A 22,460-nucleotide genomic window follows, 5' to 3' on the forward strand; every position below is an offset into this window, starting at 1 on the left:
TCCGGCCGCGAGACCGGCGGCCACGCCGGCGGCGCCGGATGACGCGCGACGCCTCATGCTTCGACCCTGCGGGCGATCCGCTCCAACGCGTCGAGCATCGGGGTGAGGTCCTCCTCGCCGAGTTGGTGGAAGCCCAGCGCCCGACCCATGAAGAGGCCCAGGATCGCGAAGAACAGGACCGAGCCTTCGCCGGGGCTCGCGCCCTGGATGCCGCCCAGGCGGCCCAGCTGCTCCGCCACGAAGGCTTTGTAACCCTTCTGGGCCTCCGGTGATTCCATCGAGGCCAGCAGCAGCGCCCGCGCGGACTCGTCGTCGTCGCAGTAATGCCCGCGGACATGGGCGACCATGGCGACGGGTAGCTGGGAGGGGCCCGTCGGGATCTCAGCCGCGCAGGCGGCAAGTTCCTCGCGGAGCTGCGTGAGCTTGCGGGCGACCAGGGCCAGGACCAGCGCCTCCTTCGACGCGTAGTGGTGCAGCACCCCGCCCTTGCTCAGCCCCGCCTCGGCGGCCACCGCGTCGATGGTCAACCCCCGGGCGCCGCGCTTCACCAGGACCGCGGCCGCCGCTTCGAGGATGATCTCGGGCCGTTCCGCCAGCCGCCTGCGTTTCGCTGCCATCACCCACCTGAATTAAAAACCGGCTGGACGGTATGTAACGGATCGGGTAGGACCGCGCCACGCTGATGTCACGAGCCTGGCCGGGATCGACGCCCGCATGATCCGCTTCCCCGATCTCCGACCCGTATGTCGTCTCCTAGCCATAACCGTCCTGAGCGGGATCGGGTGCGCCCGGGCTGAGACGGCGGCCGTCGATTCGTCCGTGGTGCGGGTCCGGGTCGTGGAGGCCCGGCGTACGTCCCAGTCGCTCGAGGTCGTGCTGACCGGCGATATCCAGGCCCAGGCGCAGGTGAATGTCGCCTTCCGGACGAACGGGAAGGTCGCGGAGCGCCGGGTCGAGGTCGGCGACCATGTCGAGGCAGATCAGGTCCTCGCCGTGCTGGAGCCCCTGACCCAGCAGGCCAACCTCGACAACGCCAAGGCGGCGCTGAATTCGGCGGAGGCCCTGCTGACGCAGGCGAAGATGGCGTTCGAGCGTCAGAAGCAGCTGCTCGCCGGCGGCTTCACCACGCGCTCGACCTACGACAACGCGGAGCAGGAACTCCGCACCACGCAGGCCGCGGTCGATTCCGCCAAGGCCGCCCTGGGCACCGCCCAGGAACAGTTCTCGTACACCGAGCTGCGCGCCGGCGTCGCCGGGATCGTCACGAGCCGGAGTTTCGAGGTCGGACAGGTCGTCCAGTCCGGCCAGACGATCCTCGTGCTCGCTCAGGACGGTCCGCGCGATGCCGTCTTCAACGTGTACGAATCGCTGACGACGCAGCCGCCGGCCGAGGGGACGATCGCCGTCGCCCTCCAGGCCGACCCGGCCGTCACCGCCACCGGGTCCGTGCGCGAGATCTCCCCGACGGTGGACGCCGCGAGCGGCACGGTCCGCGTCAAGATCAGCCTCCGGTCGACCCCGCCCGCCATGGGGCTCGGGGCCGTGGTGGTCGGTCGCGGGCGCTTCGCCCCGCACGACGCCGTGGAGCTGCCCTGGTCCGCGCTGTACCGCTACGACGGGCGCCCCTCGGTGTGGATCTACGACCCGGCCCGGCGCGCCGTCTCGGTCCGTGCCGTCGAGATCGATCGGTTCGGGCCGGACATCATCGTGCTGAAGGGCGGTGTCGAGCCGGGCGAACGCGTGGTCGTCGCCGGCATCCAGTTCCTGCGGCCCGGTCAGGTCGTCGCGGCCGCCGAGATCGGACAGCGGCCATGAATCTCCGAACATTCCTCGTCGTCGGCGTCCTCGCCGCGATGCTGAGCGGCTGCAACGATCACGGCGAAGCGCCGCACGAGGCCGCCTCCGGACCCGTGCGTCCCGTGCTCACGCTGGTCGCCGCTCCGGCCGATACGGTCACCTTCGGCCCCTTCGCCGGAACCATCGAGCCGCGCTATCAGGCGCAGCTCGGCTTCCAGATCCCCGGGCGGATGGTGGCCCGGGACGTGACGGTCGGCGACATCGTCAAGCGGGGCCAGCGCCTCGCCGCCCTCGACATCATCGTCACGCGCTTCGACCTGACCCGCGCCGAGGCGGATCTCGCGGACGCCCGCGCCCAGGCGGAGAACGCCGAGGCCGCCGAGGCGCGCACGCGCCGGCTCATGACCGGCAACAGCGTGGCGCAGGCCACCCTCGACCAGGCCGTGGCCAAGCGCGAGACCGCGCGGGCGCGGGTCGATCAGGCGACGGCGAGCCTGCAGAAGGCCCGCGACCAGATGGGCTACACCGAGCTGAAGGCCGAATTCGACGGCGTGGTCACGCAGCGTCTCGCCGAGGTCGGGCAGGTTCTGAGCGCCGGCCAGGGCGTCGTCTCCGTGGCGCGGCCCGACGTGCGCGAGGCCGTGGTCGACATCCCGGAAGCCTCCGTGGGCGCGATGCCGACGGACGGGGTCTTCACCGTGGCGCTCCAGAGCGCGCCGGATGTCACCGCGCGCGGGCGGGTGCGCGAGGTCGCGCCGCTGGCGGAATCCGGGACGCGGTCGAGACGCATCAGGATCACTCTGGCGAATCCCGATCCGGCCTTTCGCCTGGGCGCCACCGTGAACGTGGTTCTGACCCGGACGATCCCGTCGCGCATCCTGCTGCCCGCCTCGGCACTCCTCGGTGCGGGCAGCCGCCGCTCCGTCTGGGTGGTCTCGGCGGACGGGACGTCGGTATCGCGCCGCGACGTGACCGTCGCGCCGGACCGGACCGAGGCCGAAGCCGGCCGCATCGCGATCATCGAGGGGCTTCGGGCCGGCGACCGGGTCGTCATCGCCGGTGTCCACGCACTCACGGAAGGCCAGGCCGTGCGCCTGACCGACGGCGCCGTCTGAACGGCCGCACGGGGTTCACGCGTGAAGAGTTTCAATCTCTCCGATTGGGCGCTCGAGCACCGCTCGTTCGTCTGGTTTTTGATGCTGGTGTCGCTGGTCGCCGGCGTGATGGCCTACGGGCGCCTCGGCCGCGAGGAGGATCCGCCGTTCACGATCAAGACCATGGTCGTGCAGACGACGTGGCCGGGCGCGACCATCAAGGACACCCTCGATCAGGTCACCGACCGGGTCGAGAAGGAACTCCAACAGCTCAACAGCCTCGAATTCGTCCGCAGCTACACCACGCCCGGCTCCTCCACGGTTTTCGTGCAGTTCCGCGACACGCTGAAGAAGGGAGAGACCCAGCCGGCGTGCTATCAGGTGCGCAAGCGGCTCGGCGACATCAGAGGCCAGTTTCCGGAGGGCGTGCAGGGGCCGTTCTTCAACGACGAGTTCGGCGACGTCTACGGAAACATCTACGCCTTCACGGCGGATGGTCTGACGCATCGGCAGCTGCGCGACTACGTCGAGACCGTCCGCACGGAGGTGCTCCAGGTCCCCGATATCGGCAAGACGCAGCTGATCGGCACCCAAGCCGAGACGATCTACCTCGATTTCTCGACCCGCAAGCTCGCGGGCTACGGCCTCGACTTCCAGGCGCTGATCAAGGCGCTCCAGGCCCAGAACGCGGTCTCGGCCTCCGGGGTCGTGCAGGCGGGCCCGGAGCGCGTCTCGCTGCGGGTCAGCGGCTCCTTCGCCTCCGAGGCCTCCCTCCAGGACTTCAACCTTCGGGTGAACGACCGCTTCTTCCGCCTCGCCGACATCGCCGAGATCACGCGCGGATACGAGGATCCGCCGGCGCCGATGTTCCGGGTCGACGGCAAGCCGGCCATCGGCCTCGCCATCGCCATGCGGCCGGGCGCCAATCTGCTTCATTTCGGCGAGGCCCTGAAGGCGCGGATGCGGCGGATCGAGGCGACGCTTCCGGTCGGCGTCGGCGTCCACCTCGTGTCGGACCAGCCCAAGCAGGTCGAGCACGCGGTCGGCGGATTCACCGAAGCGCTGGTCGAGGCCGTCGTCATCGTGCTGGCGGTGAGCTTCATCAGCCTCGGCATCCGAGCCGGGCTCGTCGTCTCCGTGTCGATCCCGCTGGTGCTGGCGATCGTATTCGTGATCATGCAGATCATGGACGTGACGCTGCAGCGGATCTCGCTCGGCGCCCTGATCATCGCGCTGGGCCTGCTGGTCGACGACGCCATGATCACCGTCGAGATGATGGTGGCGCGCCTGGAGCGGGGCGACACGCTCCGCAAGGCCGCCACCTTCGCCTACACCTCCACGGCCTTCCCGATGCTGACCGGGACGCTCGTGACCGTGGCGGGCTTCCTGCCGATCGGCTTCAACGGGTCCGGGGCCGGCGAGTACACGTACTCGCTGTTCGTGGTGATCGCGGCGGCGCTGCTGGTCTCGTGGGTCGTGGCGGTTTTGTTCGCGCCCCTGATCGGCGTCACGCTCCTGCCGAAGACGTTGAAACACCTGACCGAGAAGCGCGGGATCTTCACCCGCCTCTTCCTCGCGGTCCTCCGGATCGCGATGCGGTGGCACTGGACGACCGTCGTCATGTGCCTGGCGGCCATGGCCGTCGCGATCGTCGGTCTGGGCCACGTGCAGCAGCAGTTCTTTCCGTCCTCCGACCGATCCGAGGTGCTGGTCGACCTGACCCTGCCGCAGAACGCCACCATCGCGGAGACGAGGGCCCAGATGGATCGGTTCGAGGCGAAGCTGAAGGACGATCCCGACGTGACGGGCTGGTCGTCCTATGTCGGCCAGGGCGCTGTGCGCTTCTACCTGCCCCTCGACCAGCAGCTCGCCAACGCGTTCTTCGGGCAGATCGTGATCGTCACCAAGTCGCTGGAGGTGCGCGATGCCGTCATGGGGCGCCTCCGCGAGATCGCTCTGCGCGATTTCGTCGGGACCGACGTGCTCCTGCAGCCGCTGAGCCTGGGACCGCCGGTCGGCCGGCCGATCCAGTACCGGCTCGGCGGTCCGAACATGGAGACGGTGCGGCGCCTCGCCCTCGACCTCGCCAACGTCGTCGCCACCGACCGGCGCCTCGACGTGCCGACCTTCGATTGGAACGAGCCCGGCAAGGTGCTGCGGGTCGACATCCTCCAGGACAAGGCGCGCCAGCTCGGGGTCACCAGTCAGGATGTCGCGGGCATCCTCAACGGCATCGAGGGCGGCCAGGCGATCACCCAGGTGCGCGACTCGATCTACCTGGTGAACGTGGTCGGCCGGGCCCGGGCGGCGGAGCGGTCGTCCCTGGACACGCTCCAGTCGTTGCAGGTCGGCCTCGCCAACGGGTCCGTGGTGCCGCTGCTCGCCTTCGCGCGGATTGGTTACGATCTCGAGCAGCCGATCGTCTGGCGCCGCGACCGGCTTCCCACCGTCACGGTGCGGGCGACGATCCACGATTCGACCCAGCCCGCCACCATCGTGGCGGACCTGCAGCCCGGCATCGACGCCTTCGTCAAGACGCTGCCGGAGAGCTACTCGCTGCGGACGGGCGGCGCCGTGGAGGAATCCGCCAAGGGCCAGGGCCCGATCGCCGCAGTCGTCCCGGTCATGCTGCTCGCCATGGCGGTCCTGCTGATGATGCAGCTCCAGAGCGTCGGGCGGATGCTGCTGGTCTTCGCGGTCGCACCGCTCGGCCTGATCGGCGTGGTGCCGGCGCTGCTGCTGTTCGACAAGCCGATGGGCTTCGTCGCCATCCTGGGCGTCCTGGCGCTGATCGGCATCATCATCCGCAACGCGGTGATCCTCGTGAGCCAGATCGAGGAGTTCCGGGACGAGGGCATGGCTCCCTGGGACGCCGTGTTCGAGGCCACCCACCACCGCATGCGCCCGATCCTGCTCACCGCGGCGGCGGCGAGCCTGGGCCTCATCCCGATCGCCCGCGAGGTCTTCTGGGGGCCGATGGCCTTCGCGATGATCGGCGGCATCCTGGCGGCCACCGTCCTGACGCTGCTGTTCCTGCCCGCCCTCTATGTCGGCTGCTACCGCATCCGGCCGGAGACCGGCGGTGCGGGTCGCCCCGCCGCCTGACGGTCGGGCGGACGCGATCGCGGCGCCTCCCGGTGCCGCGAGACACGGTCGGCCCGTCCATTCGCCCCCTCAGGGCGGGCCGACCGTAAAGATCCACGGCAGAGGCGATCGGAAACCTTGGGACGGTTTGGCGCGTAGGGCTGGGCCAGAACCAGGAGCTCGACCCCCAATGAACGCCTTCATCGCCGTCGTCCTGGTCTGCGCCAACGGCCTCGCCCAGGACGCCTGCACGGACGCCCAGGCGCTGGAAGTGCGCAAGATCCGGGTCGCCAACGAACTCGGCTGCGCCACCGGTTGGCAGGAGATCATCGCCCGGACCGAACGGCGCGACGAGATCGGCAAGACCGCCTACCTCAAGACCGAGTGCCGCCGGGTGAAGGAGCCGCAGTGACCGGTCGGCCGGGCCTACTTGTCGTACTTGATGTAGGCGAAGCGGGGATCGGTGGGCGTGCCGTCCAGCCCGTGGCCCTCCTGGCCCGGCTGCCAGGACACGACCTCCTCGATCTTCCGGGCGAGGGCGAAATCCTTGTCGGTGACGCCCTTGGCGGCGTGGTTCATCAGTCGCACCTCGACCCAGGCGTAGGACGCGGTCAGGTCGGGGTGGTGCCAGGCGGCCTCGGCGAGGTGGCCGACCGTGTTGATCACCATCAGCGTGCTTTTCCAGCCTGCGGTCTTGTAGGTGCGGCGGATCCAGCCATCCTCCAGTCGCCATGCGGGCAGCTCGGCTTTGAGCCGCGCCTCCACGGTCGCATTGTCCAGGGCGGCCTCGCGTCGTTCGGTCATGTCCCATTCCTCCGGTGAAGTCCTCGCCGCCGAGGGTGCCGCCGCGGCCGATTGCGCGCAAGCGGTTCCACGCGATGGACGCAGGCCGATGCGGGCCCTATGACCATTTTCCAAGGGCATCCGGGTTCGTGCGCGCGCCGGTCTGCCGCCATCGAAGACTGCGCGACACATGGGAGAAGGCGTGATGCTGTCACGGCGCGCGATGCTCGCCGGAAGCGTGCTCGGCGGAAGCGTGCTCGGCGGCCTCGGCCTGCGGGGAGCGCGCGCCGACGGACCGACGATCCGCCTCGGAAGCCTGCCCTTCGGCACCTCGACCTGGGAGGCCGCGGTGATCAAGGCCCGGGGCCTCGACGCGGCCAACGGTTTCCAGCTCGACGCCGTCAAGCTCGCGGGGAACGACGCCGCGCGGATCGGCTTCATCGGCGGCCAGGTCGACACGATCATCGGCGACCTGCTCTGGGCGGCCCGCCTCGGCAATGACGGCCAGGCGGTGCGGTTCATGCCGTACTCGACCTCGGAGGGCGCCGTGATGGTGCCGGCCGACAGCCCGGTGAAGACCCTCAAGGACCTCGACGGCAAGCGTCTCGGCGTGGCCGGCGGCCCGCTCGACAAGAACTGGCTCCTCCTCAAGGCTCAGGCCAAGGACGCCGCCGGCATCGACCTGGAGCACGCCGCCGAGATTGCGTACGGCGCCCCGCCGCTGATCACGCTCAAGCTGGAGCAGGGCGCGCTGGACGCGGCGCTGACCTACTGGACCTACTGCGCACGGCTGGAGGCCAAGAAGTACCGCCGCCTCGTGAGTGCCGAGGACATCATGCACGCGCTCGGCGTCGCCGGCGACGTGGCGCTGATCGGCTACCTGTTCCAGGACGCCATCGTGAAGGAGAAGCCCGCCGCGGTGGCGGGCTTCGCCCGGGCGTCGCGGGCGGCCAAGGACATGCTGGCGCAGGATCCGAGCACCTGGCAGATCGTGCGCCCCCTGATGGCGGCGGAGGACGACACCACGTTCGAGGCGCTGAAGCGGGACTTCCTGTCGGGCATCCCGCGCCGGCTGGTGGCGGAGGAGCGCGCCGACGCCGAGAAGCTCTTCGCCGTGATGGCGCGGCTCGGCGGCACGCGGCTCGTCGGAAAGGGCAGCGGCCTGCCGCCCGACCTCTATTACGACGCCCTCCGCAATGGGTGAGCCGCCCGCGCGGCGCGCTCCCGCGGTGACCATGTATGCCGGGGTCGCGCGGGCGTGCTGACCCGCCTCGCGTCCCTCCTGGTTCTCGTCGCCGCCTGGCAGGCCGCCGCGCTGGAGGCCGGGTCGCGGCTGCTGCCCGCGCCCATGGCGGTGCTGCGCTTCATCGCCCAGGAGGCCGAACGCGGCGACCTCGCCCACAACGTCGGCGCGACGCTGCTGCGGGTCGCGATCGCGTTCGCGATCGCCATGGTGCTGGGCGTGATCCTGGGCGTCGCCCTCGGCCGCTCGAAGGCCGCGGACCTGACGCTCGATACCCCGCTGCTCGTCCTCCTCAACACGCCGGCCCTGGTGATCACGGTCCTGGCCTATGTCTGGGTCGGCCTGACGGAGGCCGCCGCGATCCTGGCGGTGGTGCTCAACAAGCTCCCGAACGTCGCGGTGATCGTCCGCGAGGGCGCCCGGAACCTCGACCCCCAGCTCGACGAGATGGCGCGGGCCTACCGACTCGACCGGCGCACCTGGATCCGCGACGTCCTGATCCCCCAGCTCCAGCCCTACATGGTGACGGCGGCCCGCTCGGGCCTGTCGCTCGCCTGGAAGATCGTGCTGGTGGTCGAGCTTCTCGGCCGGCCCGACGGCGTCGGCTTCGCCATCAACTACTACTTCGTCCAGAGCACCGACGTGGCCGCGATCATCGGCTACAGCCTCGTCTTCATGGCGGTCATGATCGGAATCGACGTTCTCCTGCTGCAGCGGCTCGAAGCCCATGTCCGCCGCTGGCGCTGAACCCGTCCTCCGCGTCCGGATCGACTCGAAATGGTACCGGCCGCGCCGCGCCGAGCCCGTCGAGGCGGTCCGCAACCTCGCCTTCGGCGTCGGCGCCGGCGAGATCGTCTGCCTCATCGGGCCTTCCGGCGCGGGCAAGACCACGACGCTGCGGATCCTCCTTGGGCTCGATGCAGAGTTCGAAGGGCAGGTCTCCGGGGCGGATCAGGCGAGCATCGTGTTCCAGGAACCGCGGCTCCTGCCCTGGCGCAGCGTCGAGCACAACGTCCGCCTCGGGTTGCCGCGGGCCCGGCGTGGCCGTGATCTCGACGGGCTGTTCGCGCAGCTCGGGCTGACGGCGTGGCGGGGCAGCTATCCGAAGGCGCTCTCGCTCGGCATGCAGCGGCGGGTGGCGCTGGCGCGGGCGCTCGCCGACGGGCCGCGGGTGCTGGTGCTCGACGAGCCCTTCGTCTCCCTCGACGATGCCGCCGCGGCCGGGTTGCGCGGGCTTGTGGTCGACACCGTCGATCGCACCGGCATGAGCGTCCTGATGGTGACCCACAACGTCGGAGAGGCGATCGGGATCGCCGACCGGCTGCTGCTGGTGTCCCGGCGCCCCGCCAGCCTGGTCGCCGCCGTCCCGCTCGATCGCCCGCGGCCGGCGCGGGATCGGACCTGGGCCGACGCCACCCGGGCGGCGCTCGCCGCGCAGCACCCGGACATCATCGCGCTCTGAGGGCGCCCGGCGCTCAGTTGGCTTTGGCCTCGACATCCATCCGGTCGAGCACGGCGGCGGGCGAGCGTGCCGCACCGAGATCGATGAAGCCGATGCCGGCCGGTTCCTTGGCCCGCGCGCGCACCACCAGCTTGCCGGGCTTCATCACGAACTGACCCATGGCCGCCCCGATGCCCTTCGCGGCGGCGCTGTTGCCGAGGATGATCGGGACCCCGAGGAGGCTCGCGGTGACATACTCCTTGCGCAGCTCGTCCGGCTTGAGGCTGAGATCCTTCGACTGCGCGGCGAGGAAGCGCTCGAACAGCCCGGCATTCTCCACCGTCAGGTCGAGGGTCTTGGCGCTGCCCGAGAACATCAGCATGGTCGCCGCCGGCAGCGTTCCGGAGAACAGCTCGGGCCCGATGCCGCCCAGCGTGCCCGCCAGCCTGATCGTACCCATGTCGCGGCCGGTCACGGTGATCTCGCGCAGCGCGAGGTCGCGCGCCCGCTCGTCCAGGGTCGCGTCGGCGAGAACGTCGAGGTCGAGATCGCGGTAGCCGTAGGCCGGAAGCACGCCGACGATCGGGGCTCCGGCGATCAGATCCGCCGGGAGGGCGAGACCCGAGAGGCTGAGGCGGGTCGTGCTCGGAACGCCGTCGCTCGGCGGACCGAAGGCCAGAGCCGCCTCGCGCAGGGTGATCCGGCGTGTCGGTCGCGGTGAGACCGTGACGGCGAGCGGATCGGCGGCCTTGACGTCCGGCCCCCTGGCGTCCGCCGCCTTGCCGTCCACCACCTTGCCGGCGCCCGGCCGTCCTCCGATGGGAGCGAGGCCGCGGGTCGGGGCCCGACTCTCCGGGAGCGCCGCCTTCTCGGGGCCGTCCTCCGGCGGGAGGTCGATCGACAGGTCGCTCAGGGTGAGGTTGCCGAGCTTCGGCGCAAGGCGGCGCAGCTCGACATCGGACAGGCCGGCATCCGCCGCGGGCTCCGCGGCGATCCCCTGGAGGGCCGCCACCGTGGGGGCGAGCGACGTCCCGGCCAGGGCGAGCCGGCCGATATGCGTATGCAGACCACCCCGCGACAGCGTCAGATTGTCCAGGATCGTGCCGGCTTCCGGACCCGCCGATGCGTAGGCGGCCCGCCCGATCTCGAAGAGCAGCGGGCCCTTGGGATCGGTGTCGCTCACGCTGAGGCCCTGCATGTCGAGGCTTCCCAGCGCGCTCGCCTCGATCAGGTCGGCCGCCGCCGCCGCGAAGACCCGGCGGTCGGCCCCGCCCTGCAGACCCGTCGCCACGATGGCGAAGGCGCCGTTCCAGCCGTCCGGCACCTGCCGGCCGCCGAGATCGCGGCCGTTGAGGCGCGCGATCTTCACCGTGGTGCCGCGCGCGTCCGCGTAGGTGACGTCCGAGACCTGGACGGTGCCGTAGACTCGCTGGACCGGCCCCTTGCCGTCTCCCGGAACGGTGTAGAGGCGGCTGAGCGCGGCCAGGTCGAGATCCGTCGCCCGCACCGCTCCGTAGGTGCCCGAGCCGCGGTTCGGCCCGGAGACGACGCTGACGGTCGCCCCCGCCGCCGTCAGCTCGCCGACGCGGCCGGCCCGGACGTCCCGGGCGACGACATCGCGATAGGTGACCGTCTGGCGGTTCTCGCCCGGCCCGGCATTCTCCGAGGTGAGGACCGGAACCGTCAGGCTTCCGGCATCGAGCCGCGCCAGCCGCTCGTTCCAGGGAATTGCGGAGTCAGGCCGGAGGATGGTCTCCAGATCGCCCTTGGACAGGCGCGTCCCGCTCGCCGTCAGCTTGGGGGCCCTCAGCAGGGTGCCCCCGAGGGGGAGGACGACGTCGGTCACCGTCACGTCCTGAACGGCGGCGGCCCCTTCCTGCGCGACGAGCGGCGCCGGGGACGCGGCCAAGCCGAGCAGCGCCGCCACGCCGGCCGCAGCCATCGCCGACCGGAGGCGGGATCGGGCCTTCGGATGGATCATGGCAGGGTCCGGACCTGAGCTTTTCGGCGAATCCCCTAGGGGTGCCGCGTTTTCCCGAGCGAGGCAATCGCGGGGACCCGCCCGCGGCGTCGCGCCGGCCCGGGTGTCGTTTGGCTGCAACGCCCGGCGCGCGATGGCCTACAGCGAGAACGAGGTGCCGCAGCCGCAGGAGGCTGTCGCGAGCGGGTTCTCGATCTTGAAGGACTGGCCGATCAGGTCGTTCACGAAATCGATGGTCGAGCCGTCCATGTATTCCACCGAGACCGGATCGACCACCACGGTGGCGCCGTCGCGTTCGATCGCGATGTCCTGGGCCTCCCGGCTCCGGACGATGTCGAAGGCGTACGAGAAACCCGAACAGCCGCCGCCGTTGACGCTGATCCGCAGGGACGAGCCGGCCGGCTCGGAACCCATGATCTCGTTGATGCGCTTGGCCGCGCGATCGGTGAGGGTGATTTCAGCCATCTGTCCCTGGCCACGCATTCGTTCGGTGGAGCGCGCCGCCGGACCGTTGTCCTGGGCGTCACGACCGACAAGATATGGGGCCTGGGCCCGCGCCGCAACGCTTCGGGTCGAGGGAGGTGTCATGATCGGGGTGCGCGAGACAGGGGGCGGTTGCCGTGCGGGCTAGCGGCGAGCGCTGGCGCGCGCCCTACGCCACGGATCCGGCCCGGACGCGCGGACGCCTGATCGCCGAAGCCGCATCGCCGACGCGGAGCGATTTCCAGCGCGACCGCGACCGGATCATCCACTCTACGGCGTTCCGGAGGCTGAAGCACAAGACACAGGTCTTCGTGCATCACGAGGGCGACCATTACCGCACCCGGCTGACCCACACCCTGGAGGTGAGCCAGATCGGCCGGGCGCTCGCCCGGGCCCTCGGTCTCGACGAGGACCTCGCGGAGGCGCTCGCCCTCAGCCACGACCTCGGCCACACCTGCTTCGGCCATACCGGCGAGGACGCGCTGGACGCCTGCATGGCGGCCCATGGCGGGTTCGACCACAACGCGCAGGCCCTTCGGATCGTCACGCGGCTGGAGCGGCGCTACGCGGGTTTCGACGGTCTCAACCTCGCCTGGGATACGCTGGAGGGGCTCGTCAAGCACAACGGGCCGCTGCTCACCGCGGACGGGCAGCCGACGCCGCGCTACGCCGCGCGCGGCATCCCGGCGGCGATCCTGGAATACGATGCCCTGAACCCGCTCGACCTGCGGAGCCAGGCCGGTCCCGAAGCGCAGGCGGCCGCCCTCGCCGACGACATCGCCTACGCGGCCCACGATCTCGACGACGGCCTGCGCGCCGGCCTGTTCGACATTCCCGAGCTGCGCGCGGTGCCGTTCCTCGCCGAACTGCTGGACGAGATCGACCGGCTGCATCCGGGCCTTGAGGAATCGCGCAAGATCCACGAGCTGGCCCGCCGTGTGATCACCCGCTTCGTCGAGGACGTGATCGGCGAGGGCGGCCGCCGGATCGGGGCGCTGGCTCCCCGCAGCGTCGAGGATGTCCGGCGCGCGGACAATCCCGTGATCGCCTTCTCGCCGGCGATCGCCGCCGCCGATGCCGACATCATGCGCTTCCTGTGGGCGCGGATGTATCGCCATCCGGGGGTCGTGGCCGTGCGCAAGAAGGCCGAGGCGATCGTCAACGACCTGTTCGCGGCCTTCACGGCCGACCCGTCACGGATGCCCGAGGAGTGGAGCGCCGGGCTCGGCGGCGCTCCGCAGGCCCGCATCGCCCGCAGGGCTGCGGACTACATCGCCGGCATGACCGACACCTACGCGGTCCTGGCCCATCGCAAGCTCTACGACGCGACGCCGGACCTCCACTGGGACCTGCCGAGCCGCGGGCTGCCGCTGGCGGAGCCGTGACGGACGGATGCCGCGCCGATCGGGGCCGACCGGCGCGGCGGCGCGGCGATCAGCAGCCGCAGCCGCCGTATCCGGCCGGGTAGCCGTACTCGTACCCGCCATAGGACGTCGGATAGCCGTACCCGTACCCGCCGTAGGAAGCCGGGTAGCCATACTGGTACCCGCCGTAGGAGGCCGGGTATCCGTACCCGTAGCCGCCGTAGCCGTAGCCGCCGTACAGGCCGCCGGCCGCGAGGCCGAGGCCCAATCCGATCCCCGCGCCGGCCAGGCCGTAGCCGAGACCGCGCCCGTAACCGGAGCGATAGCCGTAGCCGCGTCCGTAATAGCCGCCGCGATAACCGAAGCCGCCGGCGCGATATCCGCCCTGGAAACCGCCCCCATGGAAGCCGCCGCCATGAAAACCGCCGCCGCGGAAGCCGCCGGCTTCCGCGGCCGGAGCCGCCAGGATCAGGGCGCAGAGCGCCGTGCCCGCAATCGTCAGGATCTTCATCGATGTCTCCGCGATCGATAATGCCACGATCGCCGGGGACGACACCGCCGTGTCGAGTCCGAGACAAGACACGATGCGTTGGGTCGGTATTCGTCGCGCTGGATAACGCGGCAGCGGCCGGACCGCTGGCTGCATCGGGGGCGGCACGGACTCGCATGGGCGCCGGGCTCGACGCGTGCCGTGACACCCCCCCGGCCCCTTGCTAGACGGGGCTGGCGCAGGCCGGACGGGCCGGGCGGCGGGCCCCCCGCGCGAGTGAGACCGAGACCGATGAACATCTTCGCCCTGTTCGAGGCGCGCGTGCGCGAGGCCGTGGAAACGCTGACGCGCGCCGGCCAGTTGCCGGAGGGCCTCGACCTCGGTCGCGTGGTCGTCGAGCCGCCTCGGGATTCGTCGCACGGCGACCTCGCCACGAACGCGGCCCTCGTCCTCGCCAAGGAGGCGCGGACGAACCCGAAGGCGCTCGGCGAGGCCCTGGCGGCGGACCTCCGGGCAGATCCGCGGATCGCGGAGGCGAGCGTCGCCGGGCCCGGCTTCATCAACCTCCGGCTGGTGCCGGAGATCTTCCACACGGTCCTGCGCAGCGCCCTCTCGGCGCCGGAGGCATTCGGACGCGCGCGGATGCCCGGCGGCCCGATCAACGTCGAGTACGTCTCGGCCAATCCCACCGGCCCGATGCATGTCGGGCACGGCCGCGGCGCGGTGTTCGGCGACGCGCTGTGCAACCTCCTGGTCGCGGCCGGGCGGCAGGTGACGCGGGAATATTACATCAACGATGCGGGCGCACAGGTCGACGTGCTCGCCCGCTCCGCCTTCCAGCGCTACCGCGAGGCGCTGGGCGAGCCGTTCGCCATCGCGGAGGGCCTCTATCCCGGCGACTATCTCAAGCCCGTCGGCGCGAAGCTGGCGGACCTCCACGGCCGGACGCTTCTCGACCGACCGGAGGCGGAGTGGCTGCCCACGGTGCGCGAGACCGCGCTCGCCATGATGATGGACATGATCCGGGCCGATCTGGTGGCGATCGGGATCCGGCACGACGTGTTCTTCTCCGAGCGCACGCTCCAGGAGAGCGGCGCCGTGAAGGCGCTGCTCCAAGAGCTGCGCCAGCGGGGCCTGGTCTACGAGGGCCGCCTGCCGCCGCCGAAGGGCCAGTTGCCGGAGGATTGGGAGGACCGGGAGCAGACGCTGTTCCGCACCCGGGAGTTCGGCGACGACAGCGACCGGCCGCTGCTGAAGTCCGACGGTTCCTACACCTACTTCGCCTCGGACATCGCCTATCACCGGGCGAAGTACCTCGCGGGCGCCACCGAGCTGATCGACGTGCTCGGGGCCGACCACGGTGGATACGTGAAGCGCATGCAGGCGGCCGTGAAGGCGGTCAGCGACGGCAGGGCCACCCTCGACGTCAAGCTCTGCCAGCTCGTGCGGCTGCTGCGCGCCGGCGAGCCGGTGAAGATGTCGAAGCGGGCCGGCGAGTTCGTGACGCTGCGCGACGTCATCGACGAGGTCGGGCGCGACGCGATCCGCTTCATGATGCTCTACCGGAAGAACGACGCGACCCTGGATTTCGACCTCGCCAAGGTGGTGGAGCAGTCCAAGGACAACCCTGTCTTCTACGTGCAGTACGCCCATGCCCGGGTCCGCTCGGTCCAGCGGCAGGCGCGGGAGGCCTTTCCGGACGCCGACATGTCCGGTCCGGCGCTGCTGGCGGAGGCCGATCTCGCGCTGCTGACGGACCCGGGCGAGATCGAGATGATGCGTCTGATCGCCCAGTATCCGCGCGTGCTCGAGTCCGCCGCGACGGCGCATGAGCCGCACAGGATCGCGTTCCACCTCTACGAACTGGCGTCCGCGCTTCATAGTTTCTGGAACAAGGGCAAAGACTTGCCGCAATTACGGTTTGTTAATGTAAACGATCGAAAGTCGACGTGGGCCCGGCTGGCGCTCGTCGAGGCTCTTCGGAGCACGCTCGCCGCCGGCCTTGCGGTGCTCGGTGTGACCGCGCCGGACGAGATGCGATAAGCCCGGTTGCATCGGGCTGGTGACCGGCGTTGATGTGAGGATCTTGCCATGACGAACGCTTCGCGCGCTCAGGTCGATCTGGACGCCCTCGCGCGCGATCTGCGTCAGGATGGCATGCGGGCGCCCCAGACCGGATCGAAGGCCGACCCGCTGGCGGAACTGGCCCGCATCGTCGGCCAGGACGACCCGTTCCGCGCCCTGCTGGCCGCCCGCGACGAGATGCGCGCGGTCTCGAGTTCGCAGAATCAGGCCGGCTGGTCCGAGCGGATCGAGCCCAGCTTCGCGCCCGAGACCGCCAAGGCGAACCCTGCGGACGCCTTCGACCAATACCTCGCCTCGGTGGAGCGCGACACGCATCGGGAGGACGCGCCCTACGGGGCGGACCTCGGAGCCGCACCCGCCGACGCGGAGGCGGGTTTCGAGGACGGTCGCGCCCTCCGGCGCGTCCAGCCCCGGCGTCGGCTGATCTCGGTGGGGGCCGGCATCGCCGTCGTGGCCGTCGCCGTCACCGGCGCGCTCACCTACAAGGGACTGAGCACCTCCGAGCGCGGCGGCGTGCCCGTGGTGCAGGCCGATACGACGCCCCTGAAAGTGGCCCCGAAGGTCGCCGACGGCGTCGAGATCCCGGATCAGAACCGGCAGATCTACGACCCGAAGGGCAAGAAGGACGGCCAGATCAAGATCGTCAACCGCGAGGAGCAGCCCCTCGACGTGGCGGAGGCCGCCCGTGCGGCCCAGGGTCCCGCGCCCGCGGGCAACGCCCAGGGCGGCACGACGCCGGGCAACGGGGCGTTCGACGCGTTCGGCGAGCCGCGGCGCGTGCGGACCGTCGCGGTGAAGCCCGATGCTCCGCCGGTGCCGCCGGCCCGCGAGGCCCAGGCGGATGCCAGCGCTTCGCCGATCCCCACCATGGTGCTGCCCGGCGATGAGCCGGCACCGCCCGCGCCGTCGAAGCCGCAGATGTCCCGGCAAGCGGCCGCAAGCCTGGCGACCAGCGCTCCCGCGCCGGTGGCGCCTCCGCCGGCAGCCGCGCAGGCGGAACAGCCCGCGGCCAAGCCCGTCGCGGTCAAGCCGCCGAAGGCCGCCCAGCGGGTCGCGACCGCGGCTCCGGCGACCGCCACCGCGCCGGACACGACGTCCAGCACCGCGACCTCCGACGACGCAGCCCTCAGGAGCGGGCCGGTGAGCGGCTTCTCGGTGCAGCTCGGCGTCCGCAACTCCGCCGCCGACGCGAAGGCCGCCTTCCGGCAGATGCTCAGCAAATACCCGCAGCTCGCCGGCAAGCCGGAGCTGATCCGGCAGGCGGAGGTCAACGGCAAGACGATCTTCCGCGTCCGCGTCGGACCGCTGGAGAAGACCGAGGCGTCGAGCCTCTGCGGCGCCCTGCAGGGCGCCGGCGGGCAGTGCTTCGTGGCCAAGAACTGAACGCCGATGCGCTGACCCGCCGGGCGGCGTCAGGCCGAAGCGTCAGTTTCCGTCCCCGCCCTGGGCGACCTTAAGGAGCGGGCGGGACACCGCGTACCCCGGGGGACGGCATCATCGGATGCGAGTCCCCCGGGCCACACGGGCCGCCCCTCGGTCCTCGCGGGCGCCCGGGATCGCGGTTTCGTCTTGCCGCCTCCGCTTTCCCGCCCGACTCTGCCGTCACCGATTCGGCCCGTTCCCCCTCGCCAAGACCCGCACAGTGCCGCCACCGACGAGTCCCCGAGACGTCCCGATGACCTCCCGTGCCCTGATCCTCGGCTGCGCCGGCAAGTCGCTCTCCGCCGAGGAGGCGGCCTTCTTCCGCGACGTGCGGCCGTGGGGCTTCATCCTGTTCAAGCGCAACATCGGCCTGCCCGAGGAGGTGCGCGCCCTCACGGATTCGCTGCGGGACTGCCTGGGCTCCGAGAGGGCGCCGATCCTGATCGATCAGGAGGGCGGCCGGGTCCAGCGGATGGGACCGCCGCACTGGCCGGCCTATCCGGCCGGCGGCCGCTACGGCCGTCTGAACGGAAGCGCCGCAACCATCGCCCGGCTGGGCGCGCGGCTGATGGCGCACGACCTGTCCGAAGTCGGCATCAACGTCGATTGCGCACCCATCCTCGACGTTCCGGCGCCCGGTGCCCACGACATCATCGGGGACCGCGCCTACGGGACGAACCCCGCTTCCGTGGCGGAGATCGGCCGGGCCATCGCCGAGGGCCTGATGGCCGGCGGCGTCCTGCCGGTGATGAAGCATATCCCGGGGCACGGACGCGCCGCCTGCGACAGCCATCACGCGCTGCCGGTGGTCGATGCGACCCGCGAAGCCCTGGCGGCGCAGGATTTCGGCCCGTTCCGGGCGCTGGCCGATCTGCCGATGGCGATGAGCGCGCATGTCGTCTTCGCCGCCATCGATCCGGACCGGCCCGCGACTCAGTCGGCCACCGTCATCCGGGAGGTCATCCGCACGGCGATCGGTTTCGACAACCTGCTGATGACCGACGACCTTTCGATGCAGGCGCTCACCGGCTCGTTCCGGGAGCGGGCGCAGCGCGCCTTCGCGGCCGGGGTCGATATCGGCCTGCACTGCAACGGCGCGATGGACGAGATGCGGGCCGTCGCCGAGGCGGCGCCGGCTCTCGAAGGCAGGGCGGCCGAGCGCGCCGCAGCCGCACTCGCGCGGCTGGACCCCGCGGCGGAGGACTTCGACCTCCCGGAAGCCCGGGCGCGTTTCGCCGCCGCGCTCGCCGCCGCCTGATCCGCGGCCTTCCACCGCGGCCTTCCACCGCCCCTGCGGTTGCGGCTGCTTGTGTTCGGGCGGCGCGATCCCTAGGTTCGCCCCGAAATCCTCAACCGGACGTGGCGTTACGCTCCCGCTTTTTCGGGGCGCCCGCAGGAGGTTGCCATGGGCAGCATGAGTATCTGGCACTGGGTTATCGTCGCCGTCATCGTGATGCTGCTCTTCGGTCGCGGCAAGGTCTCGGACCTGATGGGCGACGTGGCGAAGGGCATCAAGGCGTTCAAGAAGGGCATGGCCGAGGACGACACGCCTCAGGCGAGCCACACGCCGGCCCCGCCGAGCGAGCCCGTCCGCACCATCCCGCACGCAGCCGAGACGAGCCCCGGCACGGCCACCCCGGCCAGCCACCTGCCCGGCGGCGAGCGGAAGCCGGTCTGAGGGCGAGCCGGTCACAGGCGAGCCGGGCCCGGGCGGCCCGACTTAAGGACTGTCAGGGAACGCGTGCTCGTGTAGAGCCTGACGGGGTCCGGGCCGAGGTCCGGACCGTAGGGCAGCAGGACCGTCGACGACATGCTGGACATGAGTTGGGGCGAGGTGATGCTGATCGGCGGCGTCGCCCTCATCGTCATCGGACCGAAGGACCTGCCGAAGGCGCTCCGCACCGTCGGGCAGGTGACGTCGAAGCTGCGCCGCATGGCCGGCGAGTTCCAGATGCAGTTCAACGAGGCGATCCGCGAGGCTGAGCTCGACGAGGTTCGCCGCGAGGTCGACGGGATCCGCAACACGGTCCGCGCGGCCGGCTCCGGCTTCAATCCTGTCCAGACGATCCGGGACGAGTTGAAGGGCGCCGTCGAGGGACGGGCCAAGGTCGGCCTGGAGAAGCTCGGCCCCGAGATGCCCGCGGCGGAAACGCGCTCCCTCGCCGACGCGACGGCGCAGCTGAAGGCCGAGCAGGACGCCGGGGCGCCGGTGCAGACCGCCGAGCCGGTCCCGGCCGCGGAGCCCGAGCCCGGCGATCCGGCCCGCCACCCGGATCACCCGGCCGCCGCGTCCGAAGCGCCGCTCCCGCTTCCCGGATCGGTGGATGACCCGTTCGGTCCGCCCCCCGAACCGCCGGCCGCGCACGAGCCCGTCGTGGATCCGAAGAACGGCGCCGCTGTCCGATGATCACCGACGCGGACGAGGCCGACATCGAGGCGTCCCGGGCGCCGTTGCTTGAACACCTGATCGAATTGCGCGCGCGACTGATCAAGTCGCTGATCGCGTTCATCATCATGTTTTTTGGCTGCTTCTTCTTCGCGCGGGATATCTACAATATTCTCGTCTATCCCTACGTCTCGGTCGTCGGCGCGCAGAACGCCGAGCTGATCGCCACCCACTTCCTCGAGCAGGTCTTCACCAACATCAAGCTCAGCGTGTTCGGCGCCGCCTTCCTGGCCTTCCCGGTCATCGCCACGCAGATCTACGCGTTCGTGGCGCCCGGCCTCTACCGCAACGAGCGCAAGGCGTTCCTGCCCTATCTGGTTGCGACACCGATCTTCTTCATCCTCGGCGCCCTGGTGGTGTTCTTCCTGGCGATGCCGCTGCTGATCAAGTTCTCGGTCTCGCTCCAGCAGGTCGGTGTCGCCGGCGAGCCGACGATCAAGCTCCTGCCCAAGGTCGACGAATATCTCTCGCTGATCATGACGCTGATCTTCGCGTTCGGCATCGCGTTCCAGCTGCCGGTGATCCTGACCCTGCTGGGCCAGGTCGGGATCATCGACGCGAAGTTCCTGCGGGAGAAGCGGCGTTACGCCATCGTCATGGTGTTCGTCGCCGCCGCCGTCCTGACGCCGCCGGACGTGATCTCCCAGCTCTCGCTGGCGATGCCGATGCTGCTCCTCTACGAGGCCTCCGTGTTCTCGGTGGCCCGCGTCGAGAAGCTGCGCGCGGCCAGGCGCGTCGAGGAGGGGCTGGATCCGTGATTCAGTCCGGGGCGCACAGGCGGTAGCCGACGCCGGTCTCCGTCAGGAGATAGCGCGGGCGTTCGGGATCCGGCTCCAGCTTCTGGCGGAGCTGGCGCATGTAGACCCGCAGATATTGCGGGTCCGACGAGGCCGGTGCGTGCCGCATGAGCTGCGCGTGCGTGAGAACCTTGCCGGCGTGCTGCACCAGCACGCGCAGGAAGTCGTATTCCCGCGGCGACAGCTTCACCTCACGCTCGCCGACGCGCACGATGCGGCGGACGAGGTCGACCGAGAGATCGTCGAGCCGGAAGATCGGCCGCTCGCCCTGCATGGCAAGGCGGTGCCGGAGCGCGGCGCGGATGCGGGCGAGAAGCTCGTTCATGCCGAACGGCTTGGTCACGTAGTCGTCCGCCCCGAGATCGAGCGCCTCGACCTTTCCGCGCTCGTCGTCGCGGCTCGACAGGACGACGATGGGCAGGTTCGGCCAGCGCTCCCGGATCGCCGCCAGGAGGGCGTGTCCGGCCATGTCGGGAAGCCCCAGGTCGAGGATCGCAAGGTCGACCCCGCCCGCCTCCAGGAGCGCCAGGGCTGCGGCGCCGTCGCCGGCCTCGACGACGCTGTAATCCTGCGTGCCGAGACCGGTCCGCAGCAGGCGGCGGATCGGAGGCTCGTCATCGATGACCAGGATGCGGGCTGACGCGCTCACGCGAGGCTCCTCGATCCGTTGCGCCGGTTTATTCCGCCCGCAGCAGGACATGCCGCTTCTTCCCGAAGGACAGCTTGATCACGCCTTCCGGGGTCAGATCGCCGAGGCCGAGCAGCGCCTTCTCGTCGCTGATCGGGACATCGTTGATGCGCAGGCCCCCGCCCTTGATCTGCCGCCGGGCCTCGCTGGTCGAGGGCACGAGCTTGGCGACCTCCGGCCCGAAGGCGGTCAGCACGCCCAGCCCGGCTTCCAGAACCGCCGCCGGGACGGCGACGCTCGGCAGGTCGGCGGCCAGCGTCCCCTCCACGAAGGTCTTGCGCGCGGTCTCGGCCGCCGTCTCGGCCGCCGCGCGGCCGTGCATCAGCGCGGTCGCCTCGGTGGCCAGAACCATCTTGGCCGCATTGATCTCGGAGCCGGCGAGCGCCGCCAGCCGGGCGATCTCGGCCATCGGAAGCTGCGTGAACAGCTTCAGGAACCGGGCGACGTCCGCATCCTCGGTGTTCCGCCAGAACTGCCAGTAATCGTAGGGCTTCAGCATCTCCGGGTTGAGCCACACCGCCCCGGCGGCGGTCTTGCCCATCTTGGCGCCCGACGAAGTGGTCAGCAATGGGCAGGTCAGGGCGTAGAGTTGGGGCGTACCCATGCGCCGGCCGAGATCGATGCCGTTGACGATGTTGCCCCACTGGTCCGAGCCGCCCATCTGCATCACGCAGCCGTAGCGGCGGTTCAGCTCGACGAAATCGTAGGATTGCAGGATCATGTAGTTGAATTCCAGGAACGAGAGTTCCTGGTCGCGCTCCAGGCGCAGGCGGACGCTGTCCATCGACAGCATCCGGTTCACCGAGAAATGGCGGCCGACGTCGCGCAGCATCTCGATGTAGTTGAGCTGCGTGAGCCACTCGGCGTTGTCGACCATGACGGCATCCGCCGCGCCCTCACCGAAGTGCAGGAACCGGTCGAAGGTCTTCCGGATCTCGGTCTTGTTGGCGTCGATCTGCTCGACGGTGAGGATCTTGCGGGTCTCGTCGCGGCCGGACGGGTCGCCCACCCGGGTGGTGCCGCCGCCCATGAGGGCGATCGGCTTCCCGCCGGTGGCCTGGAGCCAGTGCAGCATCATGATCGACAGCAGGTGGCCGACATGGAGCGAGGGCGCCGTGCAATCGTAGCCGACATAGGTGGTCAGGCGGTTCTCGAGCGCCGCCGCGTCGATCCCGGCAAGGTCCGATGTCTGGTGGATATAGCCGCGCTCGGTCAGGATCCGCAGGAATTCGGATTTCGGCGCGAAGCTCTCGGCGGTCATG

21 protein-coding genes are annotated in these 22,460 nt (G+C 70.5%); 14 read left to right on the top strand and 7 right to left on the bottom strand.

What is annotated here, in order from left to right:
- Positions 1 to 53: 53 nt before the first annotated feature.
- Positions 54 to 617, bottom strand: a complete 564-nt coding sequence (locus tag MKL01_RS25835) for a TetR/AcrR family transcriptional regulator (protein ID WP_243908025.1) — start codon at positions 615 to 617, stop codon at positions 54 to 56.
- 97 nt (positions 618 to 714) lie between these two features.
- Here MKL01_RS25835 and MKL01_RS25840 point away from each other — a divergent pair, with 97 nt between their 5' ends.
- The 4 genes from MKL01_RS25840 (at position 715) to MKL01_RS25855 (ending at position 6,387) form a co-directional block, all read left to right on the top strand.
- Positions 715 to 1,815 carry an efflux RND transporter periplasmic adaptor subunit gene (locus MKL01_RS25840; protein ID WP_243908026.1) on the top strand — a complete coding sequence of 367 codons (1,101 nt, stop codon included), beginning with the start codon at positions 715 to 717 and terminating at the stop codon, positions 1,813 to 1,815.
- Positions 1,812 to 2,912, top strand: a complete 1,101-nt coding sequence (locus MKL01_RS25845; RefSeq protein ID WP_243908027.1) for an efflux RND transporter periplasmic adaptor subunit — start codon at positions 1,812 to 1,814, stop codon at positions 2,910 to 2,912. Before MKL01_RS25840 ends, MKL01_RS25845 begins: the two co-directional genes overlap by 4 nt.
- Before the next feature lie 21 nt (positions 2,913 to 2,933).
- Positions 2,934 to 5,996: an efflux RND transporter permease subunit gene (locus MKL01_RS25850; protein WP_313901490.1), complete on the top strand. Its 3,063-nt coding sequence runs from the start codon at positions 2,934 to 2,936 to the stop codon at positions 5,994 to 5,996.
- Between the two features lie 169 nt (positions 5,997 to 6,165).
- Positions 6,166 to 6,387, top strand: a complete 222-nt coding sequence (locus MKL01_RS25855) for a hypothetical protein (RefSeq protein ID WP_243908028.1) — start codon at positions 6,166 to 6,168, stop codon at positions 6,385 to 6,387.
- A 14-nt stretch (positions 6,388 to 6,401) separates the two neighbouring features.
- On the opposite strand, the gene MKL01_RS25860 is transcribed toward MKL01_RS25855, so the two are convergent.
- Positions 6,402 to 6,779, bottom strand: coding sequence for a 4a-hydroxytetrahydrobiopterin dehydratase (locus MKL01_RS25860; protein ID WP_243908029.1), 378 nt, complete (start codon positions 6,777 to 6,779; stop codon positions 6,402 to 6,404).
- A gap of 184 nt (positions 6,780 to 6,963) precedes the next feature.
- Between MKL01_RS25860 and MKL01_RS25865 the strand changes: the two genes are divergently transcribed.
- The 3 genes from MKL01_RS25865 to MKL01_RS25875 are packed head-to-tail and all read left to right on the top strand — an operon-like array spanning position 6,964 to position 9,463.
- Positions 6,964 to 7,962 (top strand): ABC transporter substrate-binding protein, encoded by a 999-nt coding sequence (locus MKL01_RS25865; protein WP_243908030.1) that lies wholly within the window; start codon positions 6,964 to 6,966, stop codon positions 7,960 to 7,962.
- Between the two features lie 54 nt (positions 7,963 to 8,016).
- Positions 8,017 to 8,748 (top strand): ABC transporter permease, encoded by a 732-nt coding sequence (locus MKL01_RS25870; RefSeq protein WP_243908031.1) that lies wholly within the window; start codon positions 8,017 to 8,019, stop codon positions 8,746 to 8,748.
- Positions 8,729 to 9,463: an ABC transporter ATP-binding protein gene (locus MKL01_RS25875; protein ID WP_243908032.1), complete on the top strand. Its 735-nt coding sequence runs from the start codon at positions 8,729 to 8,731 to the stop codon at positions 9,461 to 9,463. Before MKL01_RS25870 ends, MKL01_RS25875 begins: the two co-directional genes overlap by 20 nt.
- A 13-nt stretch (positions 9,464 to 9,476) precedes the next feature.
- Here MKL01_RS25875 and MKL01_RS25880 read toward each other — a convergent pair whose 3' ends face one another.
- Entirely contained in the window at positions 9,477 to 11,423 is a 1,947-nt protein-coding gene (locus tag MKL01_RS25880) for a hypothetical protein (RefSeq protein ID WP_243908033.1), read from the bottom strand.
- A gap of 138 nt (positions 11,424 to 11,561) precedes the next feature.
- Positions 11,562 to 11,888 carry a HesB/IscA family protein gene (locus tag MKL01_RS25885; protein WP_243908034.1) on the bottom strand — a complete coding sequence of 109 codons (327 nt, stop codon included), beginning with the start codon at positions 11,886 to 11,888 and terminating at the stop codon, positions 11,562 to 11,564.
- Positions 11,889 to 12,043: 155 nt separating this feature from the next.
- Here MKL01_RS25885 and MKL01_RS25890 point away from each other — a divergent pair, with 155 nt between their 5' ends.
- Positions 12,044 to 13,291: a deoxyguanosinetriphosphate triphosphohydrolase gene (locus tag MKL01_RS25890; protein WP_243908035.1), complete on the top strand. Its 1,248-nt coding sequence runs from the start codon at positions 12,044 to 12,046 to the stop codon at positions 13,289 to 13,291.
- Positions 13,292 to 13,340: 49 nt separating this feature from the next.
- On the opposite strand, the gene MKL01_RS25895 is transcribed toward MKL01_RS25890, so the two are convergent.
- A complete protein-coding gene (locus MKL01_RS25895; RefSeq protein WP_243908036.1) occupies positions 13,341 to 13,781 on the bottom strand; it encodes a hypothetical protein in 441 nt (146 codons plus the stop codon).
- A 270-nt stretch (positions 13,782 to 14,051) separates the two neighbouring features.
- Between MKL01_RS25895 and argS the strand changes: the two genes are divergently transcribed.
- The 6 genes from argS (at position 14,052) to tatC (ending at position 20,471) form a co-directional block, all read left to right on the top strand.
- Complete coding sequence (argS, locus tag MKL01_RS25900) at positions 14,052 to 15,803, top strand: arginine--tRNA ligase (protein WP_243908037.1); 1,752 nt, start codon at positions 14,052 to 14,054, stop codon at positions 15,801 to 15,803.
- 48 nt (positions 15,804 to 15,851) lie between these two features.
- Positions 15,852 to 17,228, top strand: a complete 1,377-nt coding sequence (locus MKL01_RS25905) for an SPOR domain-containing protein (protein ID WP_243908038.1) — start codon at positions 15,852 to 15,854, stop codon at positions 17,226 to 17,228.
- 292 nt (positions 17,229 to 17,520) lie between these two features.
- Positions 17,521 to 18,525, top strand: coding sequence for a beta-N-acetylhexosaminidase (nagZ, locus tag MKL01_RS25910; protein WP_243908039.1), 1,005 nt, complete (start codon positions 17,521 to 17,523; stop codon positions 18,523 to 18,525).
- A 147-nt stretch (positions 18,526 to 18,672) separates the two neighbouring features.
- Positions 18,673 to 18,945: a twin-arginine translocase TatA/TatE family subunit gene (locus tag MKL01_RS25915; RefSeq protein WP_243908040.1), complete on the top strand. Its 273-nt coding sequence runs from the start codon at positions 18,673 to 18,675 to the stop codon at positions 18,943 to 18,945.
- Between the two features lie 132 nt (positions 18,946 to 19,077).
- Positions 19,078 to 19,674, top strand: a complete 597-nt coding sequence (gene tatB, locus MKL01_RS25920; protein ID WP_243908041.1) for a Sec-independent protein translocase protein TatB — start codon at positions 19,078 to 19,080, stop codon at positions 19,672 to 19,674.
- Positions 19,671 to 20,471 (top strand): twin-arginine translocase subunit TatC, encoded by an 801-nt coding sequence (gene tatC / locus MKL01_RS25925; protein WP_243908042.1) that lies wholly within the window; start codon positions 19,671 to 19,673, stop codon positions 20,469 to 20,471. Before tatB ends, tatC begins: the two co-directional genes overlap by 4 nt.
- Before the next feature lies 1 nt (position 20,472).
- Here the strand turns inward: tatC and MKL01_RS25930 are convergent, their stop codons facing one another.
- Both MKL01_RS25930 and tyrS read right to left on the bottom strand, forming a co-directional pair.
- Positions 20,473 to 21,159 (bottom strand): response regulator, encoded by a 687-nt coding sequence (locus tag MKL01_RS25930; protein ID WP_243908043.1) that lies wholly within the window; start codon positions 21,157 to 21,159, stop codon positions 20,473 to 20,475.
- 28 nt (positions 21,160 to 21,187) lie between these two features.
- Positions 21,188 to 22,459, bottom strand: coding sequence for a tyrosine--tRNA ligase (gene tyrS / locus MKL01_RS25935; protein ID WP_243908044.1), 1,272 nt, complete (start codon positions 22,457 to 22,459; stop codon positions 21,188 to 21,190).
- Between the last annotated feature and the right edge of the window lies 1 nt (position 22,460).

The organism is Methylobacterium sp. J-070 (assembly GCF_022829385.1).
Lineage (GTDB): Bacteria > Pseudomonadota > Alphaproteobacteria > Rhizobiales > Beijerinckiaceae > Methylobacterium.